Origin of the sequence: Thalassovita sp. (assembly GCF_963691685.1) — a bacterium.
In the GTDB taxonomy this organism is placed as follows: Bacteria; Pseudomonadota; Alphaproteobacteria; order Rhodobacterales; family Rhodobacteraceae; genus Thalassobius.
In genome coordinates, this window is the sequence record NZ_OY829290.1 from 3,779,854 (window position 1) to 3,800,682 (window position 20,829).

The following is a 20,829-nucleotide window of genomic DNA, read 5'->3' on the forward strand; positions in this document are numbered from 1 at the left end:
GCAATAGCGCTTTGGATCATCGCGCAAAGGACCCCGATCAATTTGGCGGCCTGGCCAACGCCGAATGCCTCAAATGGTTCGGGCGGGGGCAGGCGAAGAGATTTACGAATCCAGATCGAAGCAACGAATTATTCGATGCGGTGTTGCAGGCGGGCTGGGCAACAGCGTCAGCGCGGGACTGGAAAGACACAGCGGGGATGGCTGCGACCGGCATCAATCCAGACGGCAGCAACCGCAACCGGATGGACCAATTGGGTCGGCAGGTTCATCTGACCGGCTGGCCGACGACCGACGCGCAAGCGATGAATGTTTTCAGCGACCCTGCAATTCATCAGGCACGACTGGCGAGATTGAAAGAAAAACACAACAACGGGAACGGGGCGGGCCTTCCGATAGGTCAAGCCGTGCATCTGGCATCTTGGCCGACGCCAATGGCAGGCAACCCGGGCAAACCAGGGGTCTACAATCCGGCGGGAAACACGGACTACAGTCGCAAGGTGGTAGATCTGCTGAAGCAGAGCATGACACCCGCCCGACTGACGGGTTCTGGGGCGCTGCTGACTGGCTGTTCAGCCGGGATGGTAAGTGGCGGCCAGTTGAACCCGGAACATTCCCGCTGGCTCATGGGATATCCGGTAGAGTGGGGCTATTGCGGGGCTACGGCAATGCAATCAATCCGCACCAAGCGGCGCCGTTCATCCAAGCGTTTGAAGAAGCAATCCGAGACGATTGCATAGAGGGTCACTTGGGCCAGTCTGAGGGGCGATATCCTTGCAGATAGGCTCTGATCAAACGGATCATGCGCACCGCAGGTTTGCGGTGCGTATTGGCGCCTTCAGGCATTTCCATTCTGCGAACGGTCTGACCATCGGTGTCCAGCATCTTCCCCAACTGCGCCTGCGTCAGGCCGAGCGTTACGCGAGCTACCTTGATCTGGTCCGGCGTCATCACCAGAGTCCCGCCGCTTTCAGTGCCGCTTCGCGTGCCTTGAGTTGCACAAGGCCAGCCTCCGAACGCCCAGCGGCTTTCCAAGCGGCCAAATCGTCCATGAACTGAGCCTGTTCAGGTGTGCGCATTATGCTGCCACTCTTGGTTTGGCACCCCTCAGCAATGCGCTTATCGGCTACTGCCTGCATACGAGCGCCGATACCGGCGGGCAGTTTGGGGGCATTTGCAAAATCAAGACGGGGCATTGTGTTTCTCCAATCTGGCGGGGCGCAGTGCCCCTCTGACAGGAATCAAAGTAGGGGCATTTGCCCCTATTTTCAACTTGACCTCGACCCCAGACGGATGCCTCGCAAGAATTGGGCCCCATTCCGAAGATACCACTTACACACTTGCTAAAATTCGCGGTAAGATCGCTTATAAGCGACAAACGAACAACCCAGAATACATCCACTCTCTGTTGCAGGCGAAAACTATAATGAGACGAGAACACGCACTTGAGCTTCTTAAAAAGGGCCCGGAGGAATGGAACAAGTGGGCCGAGGCTGCAAAGAAAGACTTGGACGTTGCTGTAGTTTCTAACAATACCGATTGGAAGAGACGAGCCGAAAAGGAATGCAGGATAGATTTCAGTAGCCACATTTTTAGTGAAGACGCAGACTTTTCAAATCTTAAGTTTCCAGGAGTCACTGATTTCCGCGGCGCGACATTCAAGGGACCAGCAGTTTTCACCATGGCGAAATTCTGTGATGATGTCCTTTTTGACAATGCTACTTTCGAACATTTCGCCAATTTTCCTCATACCAGCTTTCTCAAGTCTCTGATTTGCCATTCTGTCACCTTCCAAGGACCTGTGCGTTTTCTAGATGCAAGAATTGACAAGGCGGAGATCTGCAACTCCGAGTTTGTTTCAGATGTTGCTGTTGTTCGAACTCGAATTGGTTTTGGTTCTCGACTACACGTCTGCAACTTCAACAAGACTGCAACCTTTGATCACAGCCTGTTCGCGCGCGGAGTTGAACTTTGCCACTTAACCTTTGAAAAAAAAGTCAGTTTTAAACACGCTTTGCTAGGCGATGTCTATTTCCAAGAATTAGTTGCTATGGATAGCTCTGATTTTGGCGGGGCTGAACTCAGTGGGGTCCGATTTACTAACGCAGATCTCAGAGGTGCCGATTTCCGCGGATGCCACTTTGATGAAACGACCAATTTCGCCAGCGCGAAGTTGACAGGCGCCATCATGGAAAACTTCGGCTTAGCCTGCATGACTGACAACGGGGGCATTACCAAGGGCATGAGGATGCAAATGGACATCAAGGATGATGTGGCAGAGCTGCGCCAATCTTTCGGCGGGTTCAAGACACTCCTGCACCTGATATTCTTGACTGTTTTTGCATTCCCATATCTTTGGTTTGTGGTCTCAAGATATGCGGAAGCTTCTTTCGCCGAAGGGCAGCACGTCAAATCCATTGCCTTGTGGGATGCGTTCTGCCGCTACGTCGTCAATGGCGGCCTAAGCTGGCAGGCCGGATACCAGCTTCATTGGACTTTTCTCACTTTTATTGCCGCTCTGCTGTTCAACGCGTTGCGCGTTGTCCTACTCCGCAAGACTATGCTGCTTGAGCTAAGTCAGACTGCCCGCAGGCTTCCAGAAATATTTTCTCTATCCGAGGAGGTCGAGTTTTTGGGGAAACCTCTGGGCTTCACCTGGGGCCAACTTGTTAAAACCAATGACTTCCTTTTTTGGGTTCAGGGCGCGGCGGTACTCTTTAGCACCTTCCATTTCTTGACTATGAGAGTGCCAGTGTGACTGAACTGTCATCCCGGATAAGTCGCAAGATCATAGAGTTTGTCTGTGTACACTAGAGGGCGAGCTTTGTGCTGTGACGAAAGATATTCCAAGTCCGTAACCGTCTTATCATCCACTTCCAGCTCGATGTCGAAATCTGTTTTGAGCTTCTTGCGAACGTCTGAAATCCAATCAAGCGCGGCGGCAGCTACATCACTGGAATTCCTCCATTCCGAGAGATTCGCCCGAGCAGGAATTTCTCGCCATTTCTGAACGGCTTCTCCATATCCATTAGCATCGGAGATTGGCTGCGGAAACCTTTCGGAAATCTTTTTCTGGGCAAGAGCAACAGACTTCGTCACAGTGGCGTTTTGCGCCGCGTTAAGCACGTTATTAACAGCATCGTAGAGCAGCCAATCATCCATAGACTTTTTGAGATCAGAAAAATCTAAGTCCTGTTGCAGTGCGGAATGTTGAGAGGTTAGCTGCGTAAACAGTTCGTTGATCCCTTTCCAATCTGGGGCATCTGCCCAGCGCCCTTTTTGAACCCGGGCCTCTACGAGTTCCCGGGTGTAAACCTCAACCAATGTCTTCAGTCGATCTAGTAGGTTATTGGCGTCTTGCTGGGTTTTCTCCCAGTTTTCGACATTGAAGCCTAATCCTTGAAACGATTTAAACTCGGTCAACTTCGGAAAGAAGAACGAGAACGCAGCCAGACCAAAGAAAGCTGATGCCTCTATCTCATCTTGCAGACAAACCGCTCTGAGCGAAGCGCAGAGGAAGATAGCTCCGGCGATCCAAAAAATTGCATGTTCTAGCTTTTTCATTGTGTTCTCTACCCTGGTGCAAATTCATAAAGTTGTCGTCAAAGCGCAATCTTACTCACAGCCTCGTGGCGTAACTGAAGCCCGCCGCCTTCGCCGTATTCTTCACGGTTCAGCGCGTGCCCCATGAGGTCACGTCGCACTCGCTCATCAACACCAGCTACCAGCAGGCGGTCCTCAAATGAATGCCGCAGGCCGTAGCAAGTGTGGTCCGAAGAAGGAGTGAGGCCATTGCCGCGAAGGAAGTTGTTGATGGTCAGCGTGACGCTCGCCTTGTTTCGATACCTAGGGGCACCGCCAGGCATTGCCCTGAACGCCTCCAAACTCACCCCGACCAAAGGGATCTTCCGTCGCGATCGGCGCGTCTTAAGGGCGCGACCGACCGGCTGAATATCGATGTGCGGAACCTCGGCATCCAGCACGATATGTTCCGGCAGCAGGCCGGCGCCTTCGCTTGGCCGATAGCCGGTGTTGATCATGCCCAATAGGATCAGGCGCGCATCATCATTCATGCCGCGCAGCGCACCTGGCGCCAAGATTTTGTCGCGGATGAAGTCTGTGGGGAAAGGAGGGCGCGGCCGTGACTGGCCGTCTGCGAAGCGGTAGCCATCAACGGGCGGGGCAAATCCCAAACGCTTCATTCGGGCAACGGTCTTCATAACCTTGCCGAAGTGGGTAAAATCTTTGTTCGCGCTGTTTGGCGTCAATCCTTCCAGTTCAATGCGGTCCCACCACCATTCCCGGAAATCCAGCATGTGATCTGCGGAGAGCTGGTCTAGGGGAATGTCCCCCACTACCTTCAGGAAGTTGCCGACCGCTTTCTTGCGTGGATTGGCCCAGCGCCGCTCTTGGTCAGCGCTCTTTCCGCGCAGCGCATCAGCTGACAGCGCCCAATATTCCTTCAGCGCCGCGGAAACGGTCAAAGCTGGCTTCTCCGCACCTCCTAGGAAAGCCTCGCCTCTAATCCGGCTCGGCTGCCCATTGGTCATGGTGGCGGCCTCTACGCGCTCCAACAGCTGATCAGTGGGTAGCTCCGCGACTTGGGCCACGGGTTGCCACTGAAACCCGCGATGTTCAGCCAGCCTCTGAGCCGCATCAAACCTCTCTTGCGCAAGGGCGGTGCTTCCAGCCAGTTCGGCTTCCCATGCCCCGGTCAATTCGCTCCAAACTGAGGTGGCTTTCGCCTCGGCCGCGGAGGCGGAGTCCGTGTGCAAACTGGTGTAGACATACTCCCTTGGCTCCAGGTGCTTGAACCGAGCCGGGACGCGCCTTTTCAAGTAATAGTATTTGCCACGCTTCATAATCGTCATGCGGGCATTCTAGCGAGTTTTCGCAGCGCATTTATACCCCCTAATGAGTTGCAATTTGAGTTGCAATTTGAGTTGCAATTTGGGGATTCACGCAATTCTAGGGGAAGGACAAACCGGCGTAAGGGCCTGATTTAAAAAGCAAAAACCCGCCATATAGGCGGGCTTTTGGTGGCGGACCGAGGAGGATTCGAACCCCCGACCCCTTGATTCGTAGTCAAGTACTCTATCCAGCTGAGCTATCGGTCCGTGTGTGGCGGCTTTTAAGCTGTGGCGCTGGGGGGCGCAACCGGAAAACGACAGAAAAATGAAATTCTTCGAAACTTTCTTTGAAAATGATTAAAAATCAGTGTGTTGCCACCTCACCATTGTCGAACTCCGGCTCAATCGCCAGTTCCAGATCCCCCTTGGGCAGGTCGATTTCAAACACCGTCCCCGACTCACCGGTCTTCTTAAGGCGCAGCTGGCCGCCATGACCGCGGATCAGCTCCTGCGCGATGGCCAGACCAAGGCCCGTGCCGCCTTTACTCACCCCGCCTTGGAAGGGACGGAACAGGTTATCCAGCGCCTTTTTCGGCAAACCCGGCCCTGTGTCGCTGACCAGAATCACCCAATGATCCTCATGTTCTTGGGCTGCGACGCTGATCTCCCCTCCTTCGCCGGACTGCATCACCGCCTGACGGGCGTTGCGCACCAGATTAGCCAGCACCCGGTAAATCTGTTCGCTGTCCGCGCGGATCTGCAGGGTGGAGGGGATGTCTTCGGCAAAACTGAGGTCATGTTCCCCAGCGGACAGGCGTTCGCTGTCAATCACATCGCTGACCAGATCGGCCAGAACCACCCGTTCCAATCGCGGCGCCGGCTCTTCTGCCTTGCCAAAGGCCAGGGTTGCCTCACACAGGTGCACCGCGCGGGTGATGGAGTTGACCAGTTTCGGCGCCATGCGTTTCACACCGGGATCCTGCGACATTTCAATCCGGTCGGTAAACAGCTGGGCGGAGGTCAGCATGTTGCGCAGGTCATGGCTGACCTTGGCCACTGCACCGCCCAGCTGCGCCAGACGTTCCTTCTGTTTCAGGGATCCGGTCAGCTGCACCTGCATGGTTTCCAGCGCTTCTTCGGCTTCGCGCAGTTCTCGCAGGCCAGATTCGGGTTTGATGATGCGGCGGGCATCCTCGGGATCGCGGGCATAGGCCTGCATGTGGCGCACCACACCTTTGATCGGCCGCACCAGGAGGGCCTGCACCGCAAGGAACAGCAGGAACGCAGTCACAACCGAGATCACCGCCGAAAGGATCAGGATCCGCAGGCCGTAATCGATCATCGCATCGCGCAACTCGCTGGTTTCCATCGTGACCTCAATCAGCAGCCCGGCCTCACGCACCGGGTTGCCGATCACCCGGATCACCTTGGGATCAGGATCAAACAACCGCGCCATTGCATCACGGATCAATTGAAAGGCGGTTGCGCCGCGCAGGTCAAAACTGTCCGAGATCTGCTGCGGCATCGGAGCGGACAGAATCAACTGCCGCGCCTCATCGCGGCGCAGAACAACGTTGAAGACTTCCGCGTTGCGCAGCAGCTCCTCCTCCAGATCGGGGGAGATCATGTCATCCGCCAGCAGCGCGAGCGAGGCGATCTGCGCCCGTTCCAGACGTGACAACAGATAATCTTCGCGGAAACGCGCGATCGACGGCACGAAGATCAGGATCTCTGCCAGCATCACAAAAATGATAGTCAGGATCAGAAACCGGCCGGACAGCGAATTCAGCATGGGCGCTCCGTTCAGGGGCTTGGGGTCATGGCAGGTAGCGCTGCACCAGCCGCACTACCTTTTTCACACGAAGGTTATCAAACAGTTTCGGTGAGAAATAGGCACCCGCGGCCCGCTTGTTAACCTCTGCAATCGTCGGATAGGGCGCAATCATTGCACTTATCCCCGACATTTTCACTTTGTTCACAATGGCAAGAGACCAGGTCGCGATCAACTCCCCTGCCTGATGCCCCACAATAGAGGCGCCCACCGGCCGTCCTTTGACCACCATCACCTTGATCAACCCGGTGGTCCGCCGCGTCGCTATGGCGCGGTCATTGTGGGCGTATTCAAAGCGCGCCACCTCTAGCTTGTCGCCATGGATCTGGCGCGCCTGTTCCTCGGTCAGGCCCACCTGTGCAATCTCGGGATCGGTGTAGGTGGCCCAGGGGATATGGGCGGTCATTTCTTTGGCGGGCAGCCCGAAGAGCGCCTGACGGATAATCAGCCCGGCGTGGTAGCCGGCCACATGGGTGAACTGCATGCCCCCCGCTACATCGCCGATGGCAAACACCTTGCGATCTGAGGTGCGCAGACTCTCGTCCACGGTGATGCCTTTACCGGTGTGGGCAATACCGCCTTTGTTCAGATCCAGCGCGTCGATGTTGGGTTTGCGCCCCACGGCCATCAGCAGATGCGTGCCCTGCACCCGGCCCTTGGGGGTTTCCACAGCGATATTGCCCGCCTGCCCCACAATTTCCTGCGCCGGTGCGTCTTCCAGAATCTCCACCCCTTCGGCGCGCAGGTTTTCCAGCGCAATGGCGGCCAGTTCGGGATCGTCTTTGCCAAGCGCCTGCATCGCCTCGATGACGGTGACTTTGCAGCCCAGCCGGACGTGGGCCTGCGCCATTTCCATACCGATGGGGCCACCACCAATGATGATCAGATGAGCGGGCTTTTCGCACAGCTCAAACAGCGTTTCATTGGTGAAGAACGGCACATCCTGCAGGCCCTTGATCGGCGGCACCAGGGGGGATGATCCGGTGGCGATCACAATGCGGCGCGCGGAGATGATATCCTCACCCGCCTGCACCTCGCGCGGCGCGATGAACCGGCCAAACTCGCGGATCACACGCACGCCGAACCCTTCGAACCGTTCCTGGCTGTCGACCGGGGCGATTTGGTCGATCACCTGCATCACGTGATCTTTGGCGGCGGCATAGTCGATCTCAGGCGCGACCGGGGTGATTCCCATTGCAGCCCCTGCGCCCATCGCATGGGCCGCATGGCCCGCGGCCAGCAACGCCTTGGAGGGGACACAGCCATAGTTCAGGCAGTCACCGCCCATCTTGTGGCCTTCCAGCAGGGTCACATCGGCCCCCATCTGCGAGGCCCCCGCCGCAACAGACAAGCCACCAGAGCCGGCCCCGATGACCAGCAGATCCGTCTTAATCTCAGCCATGATCAGAGCCCTTTCTGGCCGCGCAGGGCCTTGATGACGATCGGCAGTGCAGCCAGCGCACAAAGCCCAAGGATAGGCAGCAGAATGGCCGGTTCAAAGATCACCGCCAAGTCTGGTGTTTCGCCGCGCGCAAACACTTCGCCCAATCCGGCCCCAACCGAGGTAAAGACCAAGCCACCGGGGATGATGCCCAAAAAGGTTGAGATCATGAAGCGGTTGAGCGGCACGCCAACAAGCGCGGGCACCAGATTGGCCACAAAGAAGGGCACCGCCGGCACCAGACGGATCAGAAACAGCATCGACCATTGGTTTTCATCAATGCCCTCTTTGATCTTCTTCACGGCGCCATGGCCCGCATCCATCTTAGCAGCCAGCCGTTCGCCCAGGCCCCAACGCGCCGCCAGGAATATGGCCGAAGCCCCCAGCGTTGCCGCCGTGACGTTGAACAGGGCGCCGGGGAAGACACCAAACAGGAAGCCACCGGTCAGCGTGGCAATCAGCGCCCCGGGCAATGAAAAGGCGACGATCCCCACATAAAGCGCGATGAACACCACAGCGCTCAGCAGATAGTAGGCATCGCGGAACTCGATCAGCATCTGCCGGTTCGACGCCAGCGCCTCAAAGCTGAAGACATCACGCAGATAGATCCCGCCCAGTACCGCTGCCGTCGCGATCACTGCCAAAGGCAGGTAGCGCATCAGCCCGGATTTGCTGTCTGCCTTAGCCGGCGCCGCCGCCGAGCGAGGTTGAGGAGGGAGGGAATCGTTTGTCATCACCATAGGCACCACATGTCTTGTTCCCCACCAAGATGAAGATCTGGGGACTTTTTTGACAGATCTCTCACAGCTGCCTCACGCTGGCTTGATCTCAGGTGACACTCTGAGGCAGAAAACAGGGCGATTTTCCGGGCTTTGTAACACAAACCCCGATCCCACGCTCAAAGTTGCAGCATTTTTGTTGCAAAACCCTATTTGGGCATTTGACTATTGCCGAAATCCGCCCTAAGGACGGGCCTCGGATTATATATCGGGCCGTAGCGATTCCGCTTGTCTGGCCCTTAGACAAGATGGAGACGGAGCGATGAAACGCACCTACCAGCCCTCGAACCTGGTTCGCAAACGCCGCCACGGCTTCCGTGCGCGCATGGCCACCAAAGCAGGCCGTAAGATTCTGAATGCACGTCGCGCACGTGGCCGCAAGTCGCTGAGCGCATAAGCTCAGCCACTTATCGGACAGATGACACCGCCGGAGGCCCCCATGACAGGCGCAATAGCCGACATGGGGAATAGCCCCCCGGCGGTTTCTGTTTGTGTGACGGTTCTGAAGAACCGGTCAGACTTCCTGCGCGCCGCCAAGGCGCGGCGACAGGGCACGGGCGGCATGATGGTGCAGGCCCGCAAACGACAGGCCGATGAACCCGCAACAGGGATTCGCGTCGGCTTCACCTGTTCCAAAAAGGTTGGCAATGCCGTTGCCCGCAACCGCGCCAAACGGCGGATGCGCGAGGCCGCGCGCCTGGTGCTGCCTCACCACGGCCTGCCCGGATATGACTATGTGCTGATCGGTCGCGCCGATGCGACCGCCGCGCGCCCCTTTGAACAGCTGCAGGGTGACCTTATCTATGCGTTGAAACGGCTGCATCAGCCGCCCCGCCCCAGCAAGGAGGGTGACAAGGGCCGCAAAGCGCCACACCGCAAGGATCCTAAGGACCAGACCTAAGCAGATGAGCCCGCTTGCCCATATCGCTGCCCTGCCCGTTCGGTTTTACCGGCTGGTGTTCAGCCCCTGGGTCGGCTTCAACTGCCGCTATCAGCCGACCTGTTCCGCCTATGCGCTGGAAGCTCTGGAAAAACACGGTGCGATCAAAGGCTCCTGGCTGACCCTGCGCCGTATTGGCCGCTGCCATCCCTGGGGCGGTGACGGCTATGATCCGGTGCCCGGTGCCGAGGGCAGCGGCGGATCCTGCGGATGCCACAGCGCACCGCAGAACGACAAAGCCTCCAAAGACACGGGCGAGTGACCGTAAAACCACACAACCCAGCCCTTGGCTGCGGGTAAGGTTTTCCGGGCTTTGGAAATGGCACCGACTACGGTATCCCCACCGCAGGTCCAACAATCAGCAAGGAGGGCGACCATGAATATCTCTGTTTCAAACGCACTCTTCGGCTGGACCTGCTATGGCAATGTGGCGCTGTTTCGCCGTCAAAAGCTGGCTCTGATCTAAGATCCCGCTTCGCCATTCCTGATCCTTTGCCGGATCTCTCACCTTCGAAATCTACCGTCTGAGCTTTGCCCCAGCCCCTGTGCTGATCCGCTGCCTTACCGTCGATTTCGACCCTCACATCCACTTAACCAAGGGACCGGTCATCACCGACCGGTAAGACATATGACCCGTTTGGAAACCACAGCGGCCGGACTGCGGCCGAATCTTATCCTGGAAGAACTGATCGCCCGCCACGGGCTGATCGCGGTGCTGCGCGCGCTGTTCAGCGCCAACCTGCGCCACCGGCGTCGCCGCCATGACGAAGCTGCGCTGTCGGATCACCTGCGTCGTGACATGGGCTTGCCGACACTTGCCCCCCCACCGAGACGCATGCGGTAACGCAGCGGGCGCTGAGACACCTCCCGCTGGGAGTGCCTCAGCGCCCGCCCCCACCGCGCAATTTCCGCGTTGGTAAATTATTTCGCAAATAGAGGCATAAAGGTCTTGAGCTAAAGTGCACTTTAGCTTTTATCACCCTTGGCAGATGACACTGACCAAGGAGAAAGCTCATGTCACTTGCCTTGCCTCAACACCCCATCTCACGCCAACGGTCGCGTGCCCGGCTAACCGCCGCCATCACCCAGCTGATTGAACGCCATGGCCGCTGGCGCGTGTTACGCGCGATTCTGTTGGTGCCCGATCTGCGCCGGGTCGATCGCCTGCGGCGGGGGGATCTGTCAGAGCATCTGCGCCGCGATATGGGGCTTGCCCCCGAGGCGCCTGATCACCGCGACGTGCTGCGGTAACATTGCCATGAACCTCAACCAAGTGACCCTGCCGGTGATCGATTTCGACACCTCCGTCACCTTTTATCAACGCCTCGGGCTGACGCTGATCGTTTCTGCCCGTGGCGAATACGCTCGGTTCGAACTCCCCGAAGGCCACGCAACCCTGTCGCTGCATCTGTCTGAAACCGCACCGCAGAATGGCCCCGCGCTATATTTCGAGGTGGCAGATCTGGATGCGCGCTATCAGGAGTTACTGGCAAAAGGCATCGCGTTTGAGCATCCGCCAATGGATCAGCCCTGGCTCTGGCGGGAAGCATGGCTTGTGGATCCTTCGGGCCATCGCCTCTGCCTTTATTACGCAGGCAAAAACCGACGCTTCCCACCATGGCGCCTCACCGGATAGACCGGTCACTTAAGCCGATCAGCGCTTTTCAAAGAAGATGATCACCTCCCCCAATGTGACGCCAAACCGGCTCATGTAGGCGCGGTTCAGAAGCCGCCCATCCTCGAGGAGCCACATCCAATCATCAAAATCGACCCGCAGCGTATCCCCCTCTGGCAGCGGCAGATCGATCTGGTAACGCCAGTTGAACGTATCGCCCCGCTCCTCCCCGGTTGCGACGCCCTGCACGCCCGCTGCCGTGCCCTGCCAGCTGTCTGGCCCGGTTTTGACAAGGGACCAGATCCGCTCTTCCTTGCTGCCATCGGCATAGGTGAAATCCTCAACCAGGGTCAGGACTTCACCATTCCAAGTGCCATCAATCACCACCTCAAAGCGCCGCCGCACCGTGCCAAAGCGATCATTGAACTGACCGTAGGCCACCGTGCGGCCATCAAAATACTCTTCAAGATTCAGCGCCTTATCGCTGAGTTTTGGATCCTCAAGGCTGGGTTTGCCGCAGGCGCTTAGGGCCAGGCCCAGCACCAGACCCAAGGCAAGCAGGGCAAATGCACGCATGAAATTCTCCTCTTTCCCTTGATACGCACCAGTGCCGCATTCGGATGACCGCGTGGGGCGCATTCGGTCAGAAACCGCGTTTTTTCCTTGGCAAAACGCCCGTCACCGGCTAGGGCGCGGCATGCTTGATACTGATCTGGACGATATCCACCCGCTCTTTGCCGGCGCCCCTTCGACGACCGAGTTCAAAAAGCTGCGCAAACGCATCGTGCGTCAAACGCGTGAGGCGATTGAGCAATACGGCATGATCGAACGCGGCAGCCGCTGGCTGGTCTGCCTGTCCGGCGGCAAGGACAGTTACACGCTGCTGGCGGTGCTTTATGAGCTGAAATGGCGCGGCCTGCTGCCGGTGGACCTGCTGGCCTGCAATCTGGATCAGGGTCAGCCGGGGTTTCCCTCAACCGTGCTGCCCAAGTTCCTCGAAGATATGGGTGTGCCGCATCGGGTGGAGTATCAGGACACCTATAGTGTGGTGAAAGAGAAGGTTCCCGCCGGCCGCACCTATTGCGCGCTCTGTTCGCGCCTGCGTCGCGGCAACCTCTATCGCATTGCCCGCGAAGAGGGCTGTTCAGCCGTGGTGCTGGGCCATCACCGCGATGACATTCTGGAAACCTTCTTTATGAACCTGTTCCATGGCGGCCGTCTGGCCACCATGCCGCCCAAACTGGTCAACGAAGAAGGCGATCTGTTTGTGTACCGCCCGCTGGCCCATGTGGCCGAAGCGGATTGTGAGAAGTTCGCCAAATCGCTGAACTATCCGATCATCCCTTGTGATCTGTGCGGGTCGCAGGATGGTCTGCAGCGCCAGCAGGTGAAACAAATTCTGGATCAATGGGAAAAGAACAGCCCCGGCCGGCGCCAGGTTATGTTCCGCGCCCTGACCAATGTGCGGCCCAGCCATATGCTGGACCCGAAACTGTTCGATTTTGCAGGGCTCGCGCTGGGGAATGCTAAAATTGATCAGATTTCTGAGGATATTCCCAAGCTGCGTTAACCTGCCCTTGATCATTTCGCCTTCAAGCTGTCACCACTGACAACAAGAGGGCAAGATGATGCGGCTGTTTTCCCCCGCGATGGTCCAGTTGCGGCAGGCGCTGCGTGCGCTGGTCGCTGGTCCGCAGGCTTTGGCCTTCCTCCCTGCCTTGGTGCTGGCTGCGTTTTGGATCGGTGGTGAGGGCTGGCTGGTGGCCGTTGCACTGGGGCTGCCGGCGGTGATGGCGCTCAATGGCGGGCTGCCGCTGAACAGCGGCACTGCGCCAGACAAACGGCAGGCCCTGGGTCTGGAGGAGACGCTGGACCAGCATCTGCTGCACTGTGACAGCCGCAAGCAGCGCTGTGGCCTTTACCTGCTGTCGATCGATTCCTTTCATCAGTTAAACACCCATCACGGCCTGTCCGCCGCCGAACGGATTGAGGCCTGGGTTGGCGACCGCCTGAGCCAAACATTACGCCCCGGTGACCGGCTGCTGCCGCAAGGGGACGGGCGGTTTGCCATTGTGCTGGCCCCCGTTGCAAAGCTGGACCTAGAAAGCGCCATCCAACTGGCCCGCCGGCTGCAGACCGCGGTGGAGGAACCCGTCGCGCTGGATGGGGCCACGCTGTACCTCAGCTGTTGCATCGGCTTTGTGCTGGACCGTCAACTGACCATGCCCTACGGCCCCCCGATGATTGAGGCCGCCCAGGCCGCGCTGGATGAGGCGATGCACAATGCGCCCGCCGCCATCCGGGCCTATGCCCCCGGGATGACCAGCCGCACTCACCGCCATGCAGATCAGGTGAATGAGCTGATCGAAGCCTTGGAAAACGGTGCAATCCACCCGTGGTTCCAACCGCAAATATCCACCGACACCGGCGCCCTCAGCGGGATGGAGGCTTTGGCCCGCTGGAAACAGGGCACCCATACGGTGCCGCCGTCGGATTTCCTGCCTCTAATGGAAGAAAACGGTCTGATGGAACGTCTGGGCGATGTGATGCTGACCCGCAGCCTAATGGCGCTGGCCTCCTGGGATGAGGCCGGGGTGATCGTGCCTTGTGTCGGGGTAAACTTTTCCACCGCAGAACTGCGCAATCCCAAACTTGTCGACAAGGTGGTGTGGACCCTGGATCGTTTCAACCTGCAGCCTGAGCGTCTGGCAGTTGAGATACTGGAAAGTGTCGTCGCCTCGTCCCCCGATGATGTAGTGGTGCAAAACGTGGCCCGGCTGTCCAATCTGGGCTGCGCCATCGATCTGGATGATTTTGGCACCGGCAATGCCTCCATCACCGCCTTGCGCCGGTTTGACGTCAACCGGATCAAGATCGACCGATCCTTCGTCACCAACCTTGATCGCGACCCCAGCCAGCAACGCATGGTGGCCGCGATCCTGTCTATGGCTGAACAGCTGGATCTGGACAGCCTGGCCGAAGGGGTGGAAACCCCCGGCGAACATTCGATGCTGGCGCAACTGGGCTGCCGGCATGTGCAGGGCTTTGGTCTGGCCCGTCCGATGCCGGCGGCCAAGGCGCAGGAATGGCTGCGCAACTACGAACGTCAGGACAAGCCAATGCCCAGCCTAACCCCCAAGATTGACCGCCAGATCGACCGCAACACCGGCTGAGCCCAGCAAAACAGCGCGTATCACACGCCGAAAGGGGGAATCCGCTTGACCTTTGGGGCCGCACTCTGTTGAACCAGCGGCTAAGAATTCCAAGGACAGGCACGCACTCCCGATGGACGATCAGAATAAAAACCTTCTTTTGGCAACTGGCCTCAGCTTTGCCGTCATCCTGGTTTGGTTCCTTATGTTCCCCCCGCCGGAACAAACCGCAACCGACCCGAACGCGACTGAAGTGACCGCAGAGGTCACAGCACCCGTTGCCGATCCGGCCGTTGCGGACACCGGCGCCGTCGCCAATGCGGCGATCACCGAAGACGCCGCGCGTCTGATGATCGACACCCCGCGCGTCAGCGGCTCGATCTCGCTGATGGGGGGCCGTGTGGATGAGCTGTCGCTGAAAGACTACCGCGAAACGCAGGACGAAGACTCCGACATCGTCACCATGCTGTCGCCGCTGAACTCAGCAAACCCCTATTACACGCTGTTCGGCTGGGCCCCGGGCCAGGGCCTGAGCATCGATCAGGTGCCGGGTGCCAACACCATCTGGTCGGTCACCGGCAATCAGACGCTGACCCCGGACGCCCCGGTCACCCTGACCTGGGACAATGGGGCCGGCCTGACCTTCCGTCGTGAGATGTCGATTGATGAGAACTACATGTTCTCCATCAGCCAGAGCGTCGAAAACACCGGTGGCGCCACCGTATCACTGGCGCCTTACGGCGTGATCGCCCGCCATGGGGAGCCGGCAGACCTGAAGAACTTCTTCATTCTGCACGAAGGTCTGATCGCGATGACCGACGGTGAACTGTCGGAGGTGGATTACGACGACGTTGCAGATCTGGGTTATGACGCCAGCCAGGGCGCCCGCGCCGAGGTGACCCAGGTTTCGGAAACCGGCTGGACAGGCTTCACCGATCACTACTGGATGTCGACCCTGATCCCCGAAGGCCCGTTCAAATCGGTGCGCAAATATGTGGATCAGCTGGACGTCTACCAGACCGAAGCGGTGCAGCCGACCCAGACGCTGGCCCCCGGTGAAACCATCACTGCTGACACCCGTCTGTTTGCGGGCGCCAAGGAATGGGAAGCGATCCGCACCTATGAGAACGATGAAAACGTGCCCGGGTTCCTCGATTCGATTGACTGGGGCTGGTTCTTCTTCTTCACCAAACCGATCTTCTGGCTGCTGCACACGCTAAACGCCATGATCGGCAACATGGGCTGGGCCATCATCGGCCTGACCGTGGTGATCAAGATGCTTGTCTTCCCGCTGGCCTACAAATCCTACGCTTCGATGGCGAAGATGAAGGAACTGCAGCCGCAGATGGAAGAGCTGAAAAAGGCGGCCGGCGACGACCGTCAGAAGATGCAGCAGGGCATGATGGAGCTTTACAAGAAGGAAAAGGTGAACCCCGCCGCGGGCTGTCTGCCGATCCTGATCCAGATCCCGATCTTCTTCTCGCTCTACAAGGTGATCTTCGTCACGCTGGAACTGCGCCACGCGCCCTGGGCCGGCTGGATCACTGACCTGTCGGCACCGGATCCCAGCTCGATCCTGAACCTCTTTGGCCTCCTGGCCTTCACCCCGCCGGAACCCGGTTCGCTGCTGGCGATCATCTCGCTGGGTGTTCTGCCGATCCTTCTGGGTGTGTCGATGTGGCTGCAGCAGAAGCTGAACCCGGCGCCCACCGATCCGACCCAGCAGATGATCTTTGCCTGGATGCCGTGGGTCTTCATGTTCATGCTGGGCGGCTTTGCCTCGGGTCTGGTGCTTTACTGGATCACCAACAACATGATTACCTTTACGCAGCAGTATCTGATCATGCGCTCGCACGGGTATAAGCCGGATGTCTTCGGCAACATCAAGTCGAGCTTCAAACGTAAGGAGAAGGCAAAAGAATGAGCGTAACCGTCGCGAATCTTTGGCGGCACCCGATCAAAGGCATCGGGGCCGAGCCTCTCTCCAAGGTCCGTCTCTCACGAGGCGGGCCTGTTCCGTTTGACCGGGCTTATGCGGTGCTGACCGGCACGGCTGAGGACACTGGCGCATGGCAGAAATGCCGCAACTTTGCCCGGGGCTGTTTTGGGCCCGAGCTGATGGCGGTGACCGCGCGCACCGAGGGCGATCAGATCACCCTGAGCCATCCGAAACTGGCAGACCTGACGGTGAACCCCGATCAGGACGGCGCCAAGGTGGTGGAATGGATCACCCCGATCTACCCTGAGGCCCGCCCGGCGCCGCATACGCTGATCAAGGCCCCTGCGGGTGGCATGGCGGATGCGGATTTTTCGGCTGTGGCGATTCTGTCAAACAGCTCGCTTGCGGATCTGGGTCAGACCCTGGGCGCGGAGCTGGATCAACGCCGTTTCCGCGGTAACCTGTGGCTTGATGGCCTGGCCCCATGGGCCGAGTTGGATCTGGTCGGCCGTGAGCTGCAGATCGGCGCGGTGCGTCTGAAAGTCATCGACCGGATTGAGCGCTGCCGCGCAACTGAAACCAACCCTGAAACCGGCGCGCGCGATCAGAATACGCTGAAAGCGATCCGCGAAACCCAGGGTCACACTGATTTCGGCATCCGCGCCGAGGTCCTGAATGACGGTGAGATCGCCCTTGGCGACCACCTTGAGGTACTGTGATGCTACTCCCCTTCCCGCTGGCCGAAGAGCCGGATCAAGCCACCCGCGAAAAAGGTCGCCTGCTGTTTGCTGGTGAAACCGACTTCGTCAAAGGTGTGGTCGCCATGGATGGCCTGCCCCCGGCGGACCGGATTGAGGTCTGCTTTGCCGGCCGTTCCAACGTGGGCAAATCCAGCCTGATCAACGCGCTGACGGGGCGCAAAGGTCTGGCGCGTGCCTCCAACACGCCGGGCCGCACGCAGGAGATTAACTTCTTTACCGCAGGTGAAGAGCACTATCTGGTCGACCTGCCCGGCTATGGCTTTGCAAATGCCCCGTTGGCAGTGGTCGAAAAATGGCAGCGCCTGCTGAAACGCTACCTGTCAGGCCGGCAAAACCTGCGCCGGGCCTTTGTGCTGGTGGATCATCGCCACGGGGTCAAACCGGTGGACGAAGAGATCATGAGCCTGCTGGACAGCTCGGCCGTGACGTTTCAATGCGTGCTAACCAAAGAGGACAAAGTGAAGGCCAAAGACCGCGAGCGGATCCTTGATCAGGTGCGTGAGAAACTGTCGAAACACCCCGCCGCCTTTCCTGAGCTGATCGTGACTTCCTCAGAAAAGGGTGACGGCATCGAAACCCTGCGCAGCACAATCGCAACGCTGGTTTAAACAATAAGGACGGCGGCCTTAGACGTGCTGGCCGCCGTTCACCTCAATCTCAGTGCCTGAGATGTAAGAAGACGCCTCGGTGCAGAGGAAGTAGATGGTGTTTGCCACCTCTTCGGTCTGCCCCAGACGGCGCAGCGGAATATCCTCAATCAGTTTTTCCGTTCCCGGGCTCAGGATTGCGGTTTCAATCTCACCCGGGGCAATTGCATTGACGCGAACCCCCATCGGCCCGAAATCATTTGCCATTTCGCGGGTCAGCGCCGTCAGCGCCGCCTTGGACGTGGCATAGGCCGCCCCGGCAAAGGGGTGCACCCGGTAGCCCGCGATGGAGGTCACATTGACCACCGCGCCTTTGGCCGCGGCCAGTTCTTCCCGCAGGCCCCGCGCCAGCACGACGGAGGAGAAGAAATTCACATGGAACACCTGCCCCCAAGTCATCAGATCGGTGTCGATGGTGTTCAACCGGCCGCCGTCTGGCCCTTTGGGTGAGATTCCGGCGTTGTTGACAAGCGCGTCCAGCTTGCCGTCCAGACGATCGCGGATCTCTTCCACCTTGTTGATGGTATCCGTCGGATCCGACAGATCGATCTGAATGTGGTTTTCCTCACCGCCGCCCCAGGGGCATTCCGCGGGGAACGGCGCCCGGGAACAGGTCATCACCCGCCAGCCTGCCTTGTTAAACCGGCGCACCGTGGCATGGCCAATGCCGCGGCTGGCCCCCGTCAGCAGCAGGGTTTTGCGTCTGTCACTGCTTTTTCCACTCATCCGGGCCACTCCTTGCTCTGTCCCATATGCGCGCGCGCCGACAGTAGCAGCCTAGCATGGGGGCGCAACCGCTTGAACGGTCTTGGCAGCGCGCGGCGAAGCCGCTAACACGAGGGGGTTTATAAAAAGATACCAGATCACAATGAAGAAGCAGAACATGAACCGCGATTGGATTGCCACGGCCCGGACACTGTCCGAGGCGCTTCCTTATCTGCAGCGCTTCACCGGCGCTGTGGTTGTCGTGAAATTTGGCGGCAACGCCATGGGCAATGATGAGGCGATGGCCGAATTTGCCCGTGACATGGTTCTGATGCGACAAGTCGGCGTGAACCCGGTGGTGGTCCACGGTGGCGGCCCGATGATCAATGAGATGCTGGGCAAGCTGAACATCGAAAGCGACTGGGTGCGTGGCAAGCGGGTCACCGACAAAGCCACGGTCGAAGTGGTGGAAATGGTGCTGGCAGGCATGGTCAACAAACGGATTGTTCAGGCTATCAACCACGAAGGGGGGCGCGGCATCGGGATTTCCGGCAAAGATGACGGTCTAATGATCTGTGACGCTGATGATCCGGAACTGGGTTTTGTCGGTCGCCCGAGCGAGATGAACGTGCAGGTGGTGCGCGATCTGTGTGAAGCCGGCATGATCCCGGTGATTGCCCCCATCGGCGCAGGCCGCGAAGGCAATGAAACCTATAACGTCAACGGTGACACGGCCGCTGGCGCCATCGCCGGTGCGCTAAAGGCCGATCGCCTGCTGCTGCTGACCGATGTGGCCGGTGTCAAAGGCGCCGATGGTGAGGTGGTGACACAGCTCAGCACCCAACAGGTGCGCGACATGATCGCCGATGGCACGATTGCCGGCGGCATGATCCCGAAAACCGAAACCGCGCTGAAAGCGGTGGAGGATGGCGTGCGCGCCGTTGTCATTCAGGATGGCCGTGTCGCCAATGCCTGCCTGCTGGAGCTGTTCACAGAACACGGCGCCGGATCGATGATCCGCAATGATGACCCGGAGGACGGGTGAGCCGTTGGGATGAGATAGCAGATGCCGCCTCCGGGCGACATTTGTCTGTCATGGGGGCGTTGCACCCCGAGGATTTGGACGGCCTAAAGACCGTGGTCATGCTGGGCCCGCAGGAGCCCGGGTTCTGGGCCATGTTCACCGAAACACCCGAGTATCGTGATGGTGCTGCCGACCCAATGGACCGCTGGTCAGACCGGGTGATCGGTGATCTGGCACGCGACCTGGGGGCGGCGGCGCTATTCCCCTTTGGCGGGCCGCCGTTTCAGCCCTTCATCCGTTGGGCCACAGAAACCGGGCGGGCCTGGTCCTCGCCGGTTGGGCTGTTGGTGCATGATCAGGCGGGGCTACTGGTGTCATATCGCGGTGCCTTGGGCTTTGCCGAACGGCTGGAGATCCCCGCCCGTCCCAGCCCTCCCTGTGACCTCTGCGCCTTGCAACCCTGCCAGACCGCCTGCCCTATCGGCGCGCTGGGGCCACAGGGCTATGATGTGGCGGCCTGCAAAAGCCACCTCAACAGCCCCGAAGGGGCGGCGTGCATGCAGGGCTGTCTGGTGCGGCGATCTTGTCCCACCAGCCAGTCCTATGGCAGGCTGCCTGAACACAGCCATTTCCATATGAAAGCCTTTCGATGAGCCTGAAATTGATCCTGATGCGCCACGCCAAATCTGATTGGAACGACCCGTTGCAATCCGATCATGAGCGGGGGTTGAACCCACGCGGTCAGGCCTCAGCCAAGGCCTTGGGCGACTGGCTGCGCGGCAACGGGTATCTGCCGGATCTGCTGCTGTCTTCTGACGCGACGCGCACGCGGGAAACATGGGCAGGTCTGGTGCTGGAGGCTGAGGAAAGGTTTCTGCGCGGGCTATATCTGGCGCCGTCGATTGCCATGTTGGAGGTGCTGAAACAGGCTGGTGATGCGGCAACCGTACTGATGCTAGGCCACAATCCTGGGATCGCAGATTTTGCCGACACACTGGCCGCCGGCCACCCGGGGGATGCGGATTTTGACCGCTATCCCACCTGCGCCACAACCGTTTATCAATTTGAGGCTGACAGCTGGTCAGAGGTTGGCCCTGGGATGGGCCAAATCCTCAATTTCACGATCCCACGCCGATTGACCTGATCGC

At 58.9% G+C, this 20,829-nt stretch carries 25 protein-coding genes and 1 tRNA gene; 16 read left to right on the forward strand and 10 right to left on the reverse strand.

Annotated elements, in window-relative coordinates; translation table 11 throughout:
* Positions 1 to 11 precede the first annotated feature (11 nt).
* On the forward strand, positions 12 to 737 hold the full coding sequence (locus tag ACORLH_RS18215; RefSeq protein WP_321829784.1) for a hypothetical protein: 726 nt from the start codon (positions 12 to 14) through the stop codon (positions 735 to 737).
* Between the two features lie 4 nt (positions 738 to 741).
* Here ACORLH_RS18215 and ACORLH_RS18220 read toward each other — a convergent pair whose 3' ends face one another.
* Positions 742 to 948 (reverse strand): hypothetical protein, encoded by a 207-nt coding sequence (locus tag ACORLH_RS18220; protein WP_321829785.1) that lies wholly within the window; start codon positions 946 to 948, stop codon positions 742 to 744.
* Positions 948 to 1,193 (reverse strand): hypothetical protein, encoded by a 246-nt coding sequence (locus ACORLH_RS18225; RefSeq protein WP_321829786.1) that lies wholly within the window; start codon positions 1,191 to 1,193, stop codon positions 948 to 950. Before ACORLH_RS18225 ends, ACORLH_RS18220 begins: the two co-directional genes overlap by 1 nt.
* A gap of 230 nt (positions 1,194 to 1,423) precedes the next feature.
* On the opposite strand from ACORLH_RS18225, the gene ACORLH_RS18230 reads away from it, so the two are divergent.
* Positions 1,424 to 2,755 carry a pentapeptide repeat-containing protein gene (locus ACORLH_RS18230; RefSeq protein ID WP_321829787.1) on the forward strand — a complete coding sequence of 444 codons (1,332 nt, stop codon included), beginning with the start codon at positions 1,424 to 1,426 and terminating at the stop codon, positions 2,753 to 2,755.
* Between the two features lie 8 nt (positions 2,756 to 2,763).
* On the opposite strand, the gene ACORLH_RS18235 is transcribed toward ACORLH_RS18230, so the two are convergent.
* From ACORLH_RS18235 to ACORLH_RS18260, 6 genes are all read right to left on the reverse strand, one after another.
* Positions 2,764 to 3,561 carry a hypothetical protein gene (locus tag ACORLH_RS18235; RefSeq protein WP_321829788.1) on the reverse strand — a complete coding sequence of 266 codons (798 nt, stop codon included), beginning with the start codon at positions 3,559 to 3,561 and terminating at the stop codon, positions 2,764 to 2,766.
* A 38-nt stretch (positions 3,562 to 3,599) separates the two neighbouring features.
* Positions 3,600 to 4,868, reverse strand: coding sequence for a site-specific integrase (locus ACORLH_RS18240; protein WP_321829789.1), 1,269 nt, complete (start codon positions 4,866 to 4,868; stop codon positions 3,600 to 3,602).
* 169 nt (positions 4,869 to 5,037) lie between these two features.
* Positions 5,038 to 5,114: transfer RNA gene (locus ACORLH_RS18245), tRNA-Arg, on the reverse strand.
* 97 nt (positions 5,115 to 5,211) lie between these two features.
* Positions 5,212 to 6,639, reverse strand: coding sequence for a HAMP domain-containing sensor histidine kinase (locus ACORLH_RS18250; RefSeq protein WP_321829790.1), 1,428 nt, complete (start codon positions 6,637 to 6,639; stop codon positions 5,212 to 5,214).
* Positions 6,640 to 6,664: 25 nt separating this feature from the next.
* On the reverse strand, positions 6,665 to 8,080 hold the full coding sequence (locus ACORLH_RS18255) for a dihydrolipoyl dehydrogenase family protein (RefSeq protein ID WP_321829791.1): 1,416 nt from the start codon (positions 8,078 to 8,080) through the stop codon (positions 6,665 to 6,667).
* Between the two features lie 2 nt (positions 8,081 to 8,082).
* The gene (locus ACORLH_RS18260; RefSeq protein WP_321832851.1) at positions 8,083 to 8,778 is read right to left on the reverse strand and encodes a TVP38/TMEM64 family protein; all 696 of its coding nucleotides are present in this window, start codon (positions 8,776 to 8,778) and stop codon (positions 8,083 to 8,085) included.
* A 382-nt stretch (positions 8,779 to 9,160) separates the two neighbouring features.
* On the opposite strand from ACORLH_RS18260, the gene rpmH reads away from it, so the two are divergent.
* The 6 genes from rpmH (at position 9,161) to ACORLH_RS18290 (ending at position 11,474) form a co-directional block, all read left to right on the forward strand.
* Positions 9,161 to 9,295, forward strand: coding sequence for a 50S ribosomal protein L34 (gene rpmH, locus ACORLH_RS18265; protein WP_005980833.1), 135 nt, complete (start codon positions 9,161 to 9,163; stop codon positions 9,293 to 9,295).
* A 21-nt stretch (positions 9,296 to 9,316) separates the two neighbouring features.
* Positions 9,317 to 9,799, forward strand: coding sequence for a ribonuclease P protein component (rnpA, locus tag ACORLH_RS18270; RefSeq protein WP_321829792.1), 483 nt, complete (start codon positions 9,317 to 9,319; stop codon positions 9,797 to 9,799).
* 4 nt (positions 9,800 to 9,803) lie between these two features.
* On the forward strand, positions 9,804 to 10,100 hold the full coding sequence (gene yidD, locus ACORLH_RS18275) for a membrane protein insertion efficiency factor YidD (RefSeq protein ID WP_321829793.1): 297 nt from the start codon (positions 9,804 to 9,806) through the stop codon (positions 10,098 to 10,100).
* A 366-nt stretch (positions 10,101 to 10,466) separates the two neighbouring features.
* The gene (locus ACORLH_RS18280) at positions 10,467 to 10,682 is read left to right on the forward strand and encodes a hypothetical protein (RefSeq protein ID WP_058245108.1); all 216 of its coding nucleotides are present in this window, start codon (positions 10,467 to 10,469) and stop codon (positions 10,680 to 10,682) included.
* Between the two features lie 170 nt (positions 10,683 to 10,852).
* Positions 10,853 to 11,089 carry a hypothetical protein gene (locus ACORLH_RS18285; protein WP_321829794.1) on the forward strand — a complete coding sequence of 79 codons (237 nt, stop codon included), beginning with the start codon at positions 10,853 to 10,855 and terminating at the stop codon, positions 11,087 to 11,089.
* 7 nt (positions 11,090 to 11,096) lie between these two features.
* Positions 11,097 to 11,474 carry a VOC family protein gene (locus ACORLH_RS18290; protein WP_321829795.1) on the forward strand — a complete coding sequence of 126 codons (378 nt, stop codon included), beginning with the start codon at positions 11,097 to 11,099 and terminating at the stop codon, positions 11,472 to 11,474.
* Positions 11,475 to 11,492: 18 nt separating this feature from the next.
* Here ACORLH_RS18290 and ACORLH_RS18295 read toward each other — a convergent pair whose 3' ends face one another.
* Positions 11,493 to 12,029 carry a DUF3833 domain-containing protein gene (locus tag ACORLH_RS18295; protein WP_321829797.1) on the reverse strand — a complete coding sequence of 179 codons (537 nt, stop codon included), beginning with the start codon at positions 12,027 to 12,029 and terminating at the stop codon, positions 11,493 to 11,495.
* Positions 12,030 to 12,150: 121 nt separating this feature from the next.
* Here ACORLH_RS18295 and ttcA point away from each other — a divergent pair, with 121 nt between their 5' ends.
* The 5 genes from ttcA to yihA all read left to right on the forward strand — a co-directional run bounded on the left by ttcA (position 12,151) and on the right by yihA (position 17,913).
* The gene (gene ttcA, locus ACORLH_RS18300) at positions 12,151 to 13,023 is read left to right on the forward strand and encodes a tRNA 2-thiocytidine(32) synthetase TtcA (RefSeq protein WP_321829798.1); all 873 of its coding nucleotides are present in this window, start codon (positions 12,151 to 12,153) and stop codon (positions 13,021 to 13,023) included.
* A gap of 55 nt (positions 13,024 to 13,078) precedes the next feature.
* Positions 13,079 to 14,626, forward strand: a complete 1,548-nt coding sequence (locus ACORLH_RS18305; RefSeq protein WP_321829799.1) for a GGDEF domain-containing phosphodiesterase — start codon at positions 13,079 to 13,081, stop codon at positions 14,624 to 14,626.
* A 112-nt stretch (positions 14,627 to 14,738) separates the two neighbouring features.
* Complete coding sequence (gene yidC / locus ACORLH_RS18310; protein ID WP_321829800.1) at positions 14,739 to 16,529, forward strand: membrane protein insertase YidC; 1,791 nt, start codon at positions 14,739 to 14,741, stop codon at positions 16,527 to 16,529.
* A complete protein-coding gene (locus ACORLH_RS18315; RefSeq protein ID WP_321829801.1) occupies positions 16,526 to 17,263 on the forward strand; it encodes an MOSC domain-containing protein in 738 nt (245 codons plus the stop codon). Before yidC ends, ACORLH_RS18315 begins: the two co-directional genes overlap by 4 nt.
* Positions 17,263 to 17,913, forward strand: coding sequence for a ribosome biogenesis GTP-binding protein YihA/YsxC (gene yihA, locus ACORLH_RS18320; RefSeq protein WP_321829802.1), 651 nt, complete (start codon positions 17,263 to 17,265; stop codon positions 17,911 to 17,913). Before ACORLH_RS18315 ends, yihA begins: the two co-directional genes overlap by 1 nt.
* A gap of 18 nt (positions 17,914 to 17,931) precedes the next feature.
* Here the strand turns inward: yihA and ACORLH_RS18325 are convergent, their stop codons facing one another.
* On the reverse strand, positions 17,932 to 18,678 hold the full coding sequence (locus tag ACORLH_RS18325; protein WP_321829803.1) for an SDR family oxidoreductase: 747 nt from the start codon (positions 18,676 to 18,678) through the stop codon (positions 17,932 to 17,934).
* A 142-nt stretch (positions 18,679 to 18,820) separates the two neighbouring features.
* Here ACORLH_RS18325 and argB point away from each other — a divergent pair, with 142 nt between their 5' ends.
* Genes argB through ACORLH_RS18340 form a run of 3 tightly spaced genes read left to right on the forward strand, consistent with a single transcriptional unit; the run spans position 18,821 to position 20,825 of the window.
* On the forward strand, positions 18,821 to 19,702 hold the full coding sequence (gene argB, locus ACORLH_RS18330; RefSeq protein ID WP_321829804.1) for an acetylglutamate kinase: 882 nt from the start codon (positions 18,821 to 18,823) through the stop codon (positions 19,700 to 19,702).
* A complete protein-coding gene (locus tag ACORLH_RS18335; protein ID WP_321829805.1) occupies positions 19,699 to 20,334 on the forward strand; it encodes a ferredoxin in 636 nt (211 codons plus the stop codon). Before argB ends, ACORLH_RS18335 begins: the two co-directional genes overlap by 4 nt.
* Positions 20,331 to 20,825: a SixA phosphatase family protein gene (locus tag ACORLH_RS18340; protein WP_321829806.1), complete on the forward strand. Its 495-nt coding sequence runs from the start codon at positions 20,331 to 20,333 to the stop codon at positions 20,823 to 20,825. Before ACORLH_RS18335 ends, ACORLH_RS18340 begins: the two co-directional genes overlap by 4 nt.
* Positions 20,826 to 20,829: the final 4 nt, after the last annotated feature.

Bases quoted from the DNA above. Each gene is read 5' to 3' on its own strand.
- ACORLH_RS18220 (WP_321829785.1), bottom strand. From the start codon at position 948: ATGACGCCGGACCAGATCAAGGTAGCTCGCGTAACGCTCGGCCTGACG.
- ACORLH_RS18225 (WP_321829786.1), bottom strand. From the start codon at position 1,193: ATGCCCCGTCTTGATTTTGCAAATGCCCCCAAACTGCCCGCCGGTATC.
- ACORLH_RS18230 (WP_321829787.1), top strand. From the start codon at position 1,424: ATGAGACGAGAACACGCACTTGAGCTTCTTAAAAAGGGCCCGGAGGAA.
- ACORLH_RS18235 (WP_321829788.1), bottom strand. From the start codon at position 3,561: ATGAAAAAGCTAGAACATGCAATTTTTTGGATCGCCGGAGCTATCTTC.
- ACORLH_RS18240 (WP_321829789.1), bottom strand. From the start codon at position 4,868: ATGACGATTATGAAGCGTGGCAAATACTATTACTTGAAAAGGCGCGTC.
- ACORLH_RS18250 (WP_321829790.1), bottom strand. From the start codon at position 6,639: ATGCTGAATTCGCTGTCCGGCCGGTTTCTGATCCTGACTATCATTTTT.
- ACORLH_RS18255 (WP_321829791.1), bottom strand. From the start codon at position 8,080: ATGGCTGAGATTAAGACGGATCTGCTGGTCATCGGGGCCGGCTCTGGT.
- ACORLH_RS18260 (WP_321832851.1), bottom strand. From the start codon at position 8,778: ATGCGCTACCTGCCTTTGGCAGTGATCGCGACGGCAGCGGTACTGGGC.
- rpmH (WP_005980833.1), top strand. From the start codon at position 9,161: ATGAAACGCACCTACCAGCCCTCGAACCTGGTTCGCAAACGCCGCCAC.
- rnpA (WP_321829792.1), top strand. From the start codon at position 9,317: ATGACACCGCCGGAGGCCCCCATGACAGGCGCAATAGCCGACATGGGG.
- yidD (WP_321829793.1), top strand. From the start codon at position 9,804: ATGAGCCCGCTTGCCCATATCGCTGCCCTGCCCGTTCGGTTTTACCGG.
- ACORLH_RS18280 (WP_058245108.1), top strand. From the start codon at position 10,467: ATGACCCGTTTGGAAACCACAGCGGCCGGACTGCGGCCGAATCTTATC.
- ACORLH_RS18285 (WP_321829794.1), top strand. From the start codon at position 10,853: ATGTCACTTGCCTTGCCTCAACACCCCATCTCACGCCAACGGTCGCGT.
- ACORLH_RS18290 (WP_321829795.1), top strand. From the start codon at position 11,097: ATGAACCTCAACCAAGTGACCCTGCCGGTGATCGATTTCGACACCTCC.
- ACORLH_RS18295 (WP_321829797.1), bottom strand. From the start codon at position 12,029: ATGCGTGCATTTGCCCTGCTTGCCTTGGGTCTGGTGCTGGGCCTGGCC.
- ttcA (WP_321829798.1), top strand. From the start codon at position 12,151: ATGCTTGATACTGATCTGGACGATATCCACCCGCTCTTTGCCGGCGCC.
- ACORLH_RS18305 (WP_321829799.1), top strand. From the start codon at position 13,079: ATGATGCGGCTGTTTTCCCCCGCGATGGTCCAGTTGCGGCAGGCGCTG.
- yidC (WP_321829800.1), top strand. From the start codon at position 14,739: ATGGACGATCAGAATAAAAACCTTCTTTTGGCAACTGGCCTCAGCTTT.
- ACORLH_RS18315 (WP_321829801.1), top strand. From the start codon at position 16,526: ATGAGCGTAACCGTCGCGAATCTTTGGCGGCACCCGATCAAAGGCATC.
- yihA (WP_321829802.1), top strand. From the start codon at position 17,263: ATGCTACTCCCCTTCCCGCTGGCCGAAGAGCCGGATCAAGCCACCCGC.
- ACORLH_RS18325 (WP_321829803.1), bottom strand. From the start codon at position 18,678: ATGAGTGGAAAAAGCAGTGACAGACGCAAAACCCTGCTGCTGACGGGG.
- argB (WP_321829804.1), top strand. From the start codon at position 18,821: ATGAAGAAGCAGAACATGAACCGCGATTGGATTGCCACGGCCCGGACA.
- ACORLH_RS18340 (WP_321829806.1), top strand. From the start codon at position 20,331: ATGAGCCTGAAATTGATCCTGATGCGCCACGCCAAATCTGATTGGAAC.